The following is a 7262-nucleotide window of genomic DNA, read 5'->3' as shown; positions in this document are numbered from 1 at the left end:
AAGGGTGTATGTGATTTAACTATTGGTCGAGATAAATGTGATTGTCTTGAATCACTGTTGATGAATGGAACCAAACAAAACCATCTAGGAAAAGTCATCGGTAATGAAACAGTTATAGCTTATCGCAACAAGGATTGGTATAGTTTAAAGATAACGAAGGATTGTGTAGTTAACACTAAGTTCGGTTGACGTAGACGATTAAGAACAACGAAATGTTATCAAATGCCAATAATGAAAGGTAGATTTGTCTCGATTATTAAATTCAATAAGAAATGGATTGTTAAATTAACTAAAAGTAATGCATTAACAATTGGCAATCCTCTCAAGGTTGTAGTACATCAAATGCTAACAACATGGATGCTTAAATCTAATAGACATTTAGATTCCGAACGATTAAATAGTATTAATTTAAAGAATATTAACATGGTGGACATGACTATGGCTGGTAGACACTTGTTAAATTCATTTACGAAACAGAATGATTGGAACTTTGATATGTTAACTAAACGAGATCTAATTCTTATTTGGAATAAATGTATTAATACTGAGAATAAAATTGATGAAAGTAGCTTCAATGTCCGTTTGATCAGAGGTGTTGGGGATATAATTATAGATTGAGTGGTCAATGCCTTGAAGAATGTTTTGCTTAGTAAAATTCAGATACTGGAACCGGATGTTGTTATTGAACGGATTACTACGTTGTTTAACAAAACACAAGGATCTATAGATAGGTTGTTTTACCAATCAGAACTTGTTCAATATTTAGAGCAATTAAACAGTTTAACTAAATTAGCTCAGAAGTTAAGAGTTACCAGTTTGGGATTAGATAATGTTGCTATTAGCAATGCCGAAACGAACTTAAGATACGTTCAACGATGACATTTAGGAAGACTTTGTCCGATTGAATCACCAGAAAGTCAGAACATTGGTTTGATTTTATCACTAGCATTACATACTAGTTTCGATGTAGATGGACAACTGTTAACAGCCTTTAACAATGGTGATATAAACAACAGCCACAACAAAATCATCTATTTAAATCATTACAATGAAATGTTGTACTTCGAAACAATAGCAAGTGGTTCCGATGAAGACCTTATAGAAGATGGTAATTATGATTCAGAACAAAACAATGTTGTTAGATTGGTAACTAAAGCTCAAGTGTTTTCACCTGTTGTGAACTTAATACCGTTTTTAAACCACAACGATCCAACCCGTGCTTTGATGGCAGCGAACATGTTGAAACAAGCCATACCATTGATCCATCCTCAACCACCATTAATTGGTACTGGATTAGAATCATCAGTGATGAAAGCAACAAATGATAATATCACGGCCAAACATACCAGCGTTGTTGTAAAGGTTGATGGAACGAAAGTGACAACGTACAAACCAGAAACAATGGGATACTGTTCTTATTTCATTCCGAATACAACAGGTATAGGTTGAAATGGATGTGAAAGATTTAGATCAGTTGTTAAAGTCGGACAGGTTATAAAACAAGGAGATGTTGTTGCCGAATGTCAATCCAGTTCCGGTGGTGAAATAAGTTTAGGTGTTAATTTGTTGGCTGCAATTATGTGTTGGAAAGGATATAACTATGAAGATTCTATCCTATTATCTGAAGATGTTGTTCGTAGAGGTTTACTACACTCCATGCATATAGTAAGCTTGGATGTTGAAGTGTTTAAAACAACAAACGGAGATGAGATATTAACTAATAAGTCAAATGTGGATGAGGCTGTTGGTGATAACAAATTGATGGATAATGGTTTTGTTAAAGTGGGTAGTTTGGTCAATGAAGGTGATGTTTTAGTTGGGAAGTTAACACCGATAGCTAGAAGTAAATCAACGGAAGCTAATGATTTAAGTCATTCGATGTTGACCAATGAAACCAGTGTTAGATATATTGATTCTTCGGTAAGAGTACCAATTGGTATCAGAAGAGCTGTAGTTCTCGAGATAACGAAGGAAGGAAACAAGATTGATCAAGTGAAGTTAAAACAACGTGAATGGATTGAAACTTTGGGTAATATTAATAAGAAATATTGAAGGAGATTGATGAAACTATCAGAACAAGGAGAGGTTAAAGTAAATGCTTCTGTTGTTAAGACAAGTATAAATATTATGGACTTTGATACCGATGATAAGCATCTGTTATCTGATTTGATGTTGTTGAAGAGGAATTTCTTGTTGGAAGTGAGACGGTTCATTAGATTATATAAACATAAATCAAATGTTCGTTTAACTTATACTTCGAGATCTAAATCACGGAATAAACGTGTTAACTTAGAGGTGATAAACAGAATCAAGATTAAACTGTTAGTTAGGAGATCGATTGAGGTTGGTGATAAGGTATGTGGACGGCATGGCAACAAAGGTGTGATATCGAGGATAGTTCCGAAGGAGGATATGCCATACTTAGCAGATGGGACCACCATAGACATTGTTATAAATCCATTGAGTATTCCATCTAGGATGAACGTTGGTCAGATATTAGAAATTCAGTTAGGATTGGTAAGTTATGGACTTGGGTTGGAGTATAAACATCTTGTTGATATTTATAAGAGAACAAATGACAAACGGTTGTTCATGGAACTCATAGGTAAAAAATTTACAGAGATAGATCCAAACATTGAAATCCAATCGTTATCCTTTGATGATGTGTTAGAGATGTCACAAGATCTGTCCAATGGAGTGGGGTTTGCTTGTCCGTTGGCAGATAAGTCTACCATTGAATTCTTTGATCAATTCAACAAACGTGTTAACAACCAAGACAGATTTAGTCAGTTACAATTATATGATGGTAGGGTGGGATTACCATTCGAAAGAAAGACAACCGTTGGTAAGTTGTATGTGTTAAAATTAGATCATTTAGTAGACAACAAAGTACATGTTCGATCTGTTGGTCCTTATTCTCATATCTTAAAACAACCTGTGAAAGGAAGAAACAACAGAGGAGGACAAAGGCTTGGAGAAATGGAGGTATGGGCGTTGCAGAGCTACGGTGTAGCATTCATGTTGAAGGAGAATTGTACCGCTAAATGTGATGATATTTTATCAAGGAAGGTAATAAAACAAAGTATTCTTAATAACAGGCCAAGGTTGGAATCTACTTGAGGTCAGAGCTTAGTGACTACGATCAGGGAAATGTTCTCACTGGTTGTTGAAGTTCAATGCAAGTAGATCCAAGAAGGTTGGGGGAAGGAGGTGATTTCCTGTTCAAGGAACGAAATGAATCAGTGTCAAGGATAAGAATCTTGTTGGCTTCACCTGAAACAATAATGTCCTACTCATATGGTGAAGTAACCGAAGCTGAAACGTTCGATGTTAAAACACGGAAAGCTGTTGTGGGAGGATTGTATTGTGAGAGGATATTTGGTCCACTTAATTGCAGAGGTTTATCCTTTGATCAAGAAGGGATACAAGAGGGCTTTATCGAAACCTTCCAAAGAAGTAGATTCGGACATATTCAGCTTGTTGTTCCGGTTGTACACCCATGATTTTATAAAACAGAACCAGATGTTTTAGCAACATTGATTGGTAAGTCAATTCCCGTTCTAAAGGAGATAGTATTATGTGATATGCATTTGATTTGTAAATCTTCGAGGTGCGATTACAACGTTGGTCAACTTATTCATTCCGATGATTACTTGAAGATTAGGAACGATGTTCACAACGTTGAGGTACTTTCGGGTGGTGAAGCAATATCGAAATTACTATCAGATGTTAATATTAAGGAAATCTGTAATAGATTGGAATTAAGATGTTCATCTGAATCTTCGGTTAAAGCACTTAACAAGTTAAGGGATAAAATAGAGTTAATTAGAGGCCTTGGTTGTAATGGTATCAAGCTTAACTGAATGGTGTTATGCATCCTGCCAGTGTTGCCTGCTGAATTAAGACCAATGGTTGAACTTGAAGAGGATAATATCAGTACCAATATTAACGATATTTATAGGAACATATTAATGGCCAATGATGAGGTGTTGGCTAAGTTAGATAGTATTAGTAGGAGAGATGATGTTAGGTTTGAAGAGTATATGGTGAGTTTAAGAAACCTGCAAGGAAGTGTTGACGTGTTGTTTGAGGGAACGGACGTTGGAGATTGTAAATCAGGTTATAACAACCATAGTCTTAAAAGTTTAACTACGGTGTTGAAGGGTAAGAAGGGTCGGTTCAGGAGTGCATTGTTAGGTAGACGAATTGATTATTCTGGACGAAGTGTTATTGTACCAGAACCAAGTTTAAATGTCAACGAATGTCAAATTCCAAAGGTAATAGCATTTAAACTCTTTGAACCGTTCATACTAGCAAAACTGATGTTAGGTTTAAACGTTGGTTCAGAATGATCGGCAAGAAATATTCTTAAGACTAATCCCGGTCTTAATGAAGAGCTTATAGTAGAGATATTGAAACAATGTCCGGTGTTGTTAAACAGAGCTCCAACGTTGCACAAGCTGAACATACAAGCGTTTTGGGTTAAATTAACAAATGATAGAGCAATTGGACTTCATCCCTTGGTCTGTGCAGGTTACAATGCTGACTTCGATGGTGATCAAATGGCGGTTCATGTTCCGTTAAGTATGGAAGCAAGGTTGGAAGCCGTGTTGTTGATGTTTTCAAGTAATAATGCATTGCATCCGGCCCATGGAGGACTCACTCTTCTTCCAACTCAAGACATGATCTTGGGTTTGTATTATCTGTCTTTGGTTTCATCGGAAGTAAGTGATATTTGTTTCAGTAATTATTCGGAAGTTGTTAAAGCTGTTTCAAACAGAAGAGTTAACCTCCATTCTAATGTAAGGTTTATTTTAAAGGTTAACGGTGTTATGACCGTTGTTAAAACTACACCAGGTAGGTTGTTAATTAGTGGGAGTATACCAACAAAGTGTAATATAATTTATGATGTTAGTATGCCGGAGTTAACAAGGACGGAGGTTAATCATTTAATTGAGTTTGTTTATAAGACTTGTGGAGAAGAAACGGTCATAAAGTTCAGTGAAAGATTAATGCATCTTGGTTTTAAGTATGCCACTCTATCTGGGATTTCGTTGGCTTATCAAGACCTGGCTCCATCTCCAGGTAAATCAAGGATCTTGGTTAAGATGACAAAAGATCTTGGTGATTTCATTAAGAGAAGGAAGATGAATGGTAATAACCCAAATGACTATGGTGAGTGTTGGAATTACTACAAAACAGCATTGGAACGAATGTATTTAGATGTTGATGTTAATATAAGAGGGTCGGGAGTTAACCAGACATCATTCCAAATGATGATAAACTCTGGTGCCAGAGGAACGTTGGGTCAAGCTAGACAGATTATTGGTGCAAGAGGGATGATATTAGGTTTTGATGATGAAATTAGTAACAAACCTGTGTTTGGTTCGTACATTGATGGGTTGTCGTTGCAGGATCTTTATAAGTTAACATTCTCATCGAGGAAAGGATTGATAATAACCACATTAAACACATCAGATTCTGGTTATTTAACTAGAAAACTTGTTGAAACCGTTCGTGAATATGTTATAAGAGAAGAGGATTGTCATACAGATGTAGGAATTGATGTGGGTATGTGTAGTGATTATGGTCTTATGAGGAGTAGGATCGTTGGTAGGATCTTGATGACGGCAGTTATGATTGATAATAAATGTATAATAGCTGCCAATGAGTTAATTACAGACGAGAATATCCATAAACTGTTGGAACATGGTAAGGTTTCTATCAGGATTAGATCACCAATAACATGTTTAACTCGAAATGGGGTTTGTAGAATGTGCTATGGATTAAGTTTAAGTACTAATACTTTGCCATCTCTTGGTGAATCGGTTGGCATTCTAGCAGCTCAATCAATCGGTGAACCCGGAATCCAATTGACATTAAGAACATTTCATGGATTAAGTTCATCTGAAAAAGAAGAGGAGATAAAACCTATTGATTGATGTTTAACAGCACCTTGTTCTGGTTTTGTTAAAATTAAGCATATTGTTTGTATCTGTTCATCTTCGAACGATATAATTGTAACAAATACCAAATGTTTTATGACAATTTTTGGTGTTAATATTACCCGATCAATTAATATTACCAGAGGAACAAGATTAGTGGCAAGAAATAACACCTTTATCATGGCTGGAGATGTTATTGGAATACAATATTCGAATTACAATTGTCTCATCTCATTGGTGGAAGGTCGGATAATGTTCGAAAACGTTATCGTTAACGTTAATGCGGTTGTTGTAACAGGAAAAGATACGAATTCAAGGAAATATTGATTTGATTTAAGAAACAACGTCCCATGGTTAAAACCTATCATAATCAGGGTTGGTAATCTTAGATTTGTTTGTAGTCATAATGGTGTTTATTTAGGTAGGGTTGTTGTTGAACCGAACCTTAAGGTTAGAGGTTTTGATGAAATATTAGCAGATAAAGTTGATGATGTTCATAACTTAGAACATGAAGACCAGGGAGGATTAGGAAGGTTGACAGAATTGTTTGAAAACAGACCATCAGAAGATGATTCAGGTATAGCACCGGTAAGTGGGAGTTTGAAATTGGCTAATGTTAAGTCCAATGAAAGGGTTTATGTTCTGGATCCGAATAAATCAAGTCTTAGCCCAATAATATATATTATAGATGGGGATGGTCGTTTATATGGTAGAAACATTAGACGTGGTTCAGTTCTATCTTCAAGGGAGATAAACTTTTCAAGTTATTTAGAACACAATGATTTAAGCAAATTTGTCGATGTTTTTATATCCAAAGTCCAAGGCATATATGAGTCACAGGGTGTTGATGTTAATAGTAAACATATTGAAATGATATTAAGGTTAATGACGAATTGGGTGGTGATAACAGGGTCAAAAGTCCGTGATGTTTTAGAGGGAGAAGAGGTTGACTGACGTTTGGTACATAATTGTCGTAAGAACTATGGTGATAACAAAATTGTTGATTTCGAGAGGATATTGCATAGCATCAATGATGTTGCATCCAATGGTTCTACTTTGCTTTCAAATATAGCCTTTCAAGGCTCAAGTAAATCTTTGGTTAAAGCCATGTTAGTAAGTAAATATCAGGAGTTTGGAATAAAGGATAGTATAATGTTTGGTAAATTAGCTGAAATTGGAACAGGGTTCGTTCGAAGGAAAACCGATCTCAAATCCCAACCAAAGATTAGTTAAGTTGACCACAGACCGTTGTAATCACTAACATCGACTTCAGTGTGTTTAATGTTCTAAATGTTGAGATGTATTCAAATTCCAACA

The 7262-nt window shown here is 35.6% G+C and carries 2 protein-coding genes; both read left to right on the top strand.

Going from position 1 to position 7262, the window contains the following annotated elements:
• Positions 1 to 3186 (top strand): DNA-directed RNA polymerase subunit beta (locus MAGTDC_RS02105; RefSeq protein ID WP_462138616.1); only part of this gene is annotated, 3186 nt, incomplete at its 5' end.
• On the top strand, positions 3117 to 7178 hold the full coding sequence (locus MAGTDC_RS02100; RefSeq protein WP_146656853.1) for a hypothetical protein: 4062 nt from the start codon (positions 3117 to 3119) through the stop codon (positions 7176 to 7178). The genes MAGTDC_RS02105 and MAGTDC_RS02100, both read left to right, overlap by 70 nt.
• Positions 7179 to 7262 lie beyond the last annotated feature (84 nt).

The sequence above is a fragment of the Candidatus Hodgkinia cicadicola genome (assembly GCF_002774925.1).
Note: the sequence above shows the minus strand (reverse complement) of the source record. Positions and strands in the feature narration are given on the sequence as shown.